Origin of the sequence: Streptomyces sp. ADMS (assembly GCF_033441795.1) — a bacterium.
Lineage (GTDB): Bacteria > Actinomycetota > Actinomycetes > Streptomycetales > Streptomycetaceae > Streptomyces.
Window position 1 is genome coordinate 1 of sequence record NZ_JAVFVX010000612.1, and the last position, 242, is coordinate 242.

The window sequence follows — 242 nt, forward strand, 5'->3', positions numbered from 1 at the left end:
GGAGGGCACCGTCATCCGCTCCTGGCTGCTCGACCTGGCGGTCAACGCCCTCGACCAGGACGAACACCTGGAGCGGCTGCGCGGTTTCGCGCAGGACTCCGGCGAGGGCCGGTGGACGGTCGAGGCGGCCGTCGACAACTCCGTGCCGCTGCCCGCCATCACGGCTTCCCTCTTCGCGCGGTTCGCCTCCCGGCAGGACGACTCCCCGCAGATGAAGATGATCGCGGCGCTGCGCAACCAGT

General features: G+C 70.7%; 1 pseudogene. It reads left to right on the top strand.

Annotation, left to right across the window (positions count from 1 at the left end):
• A pseudogene (locus tag RB628_RS42185) lies at nt 1-242 on the top strand (6-phosphogluconate dehydrogenase); the annotation flags it as partial.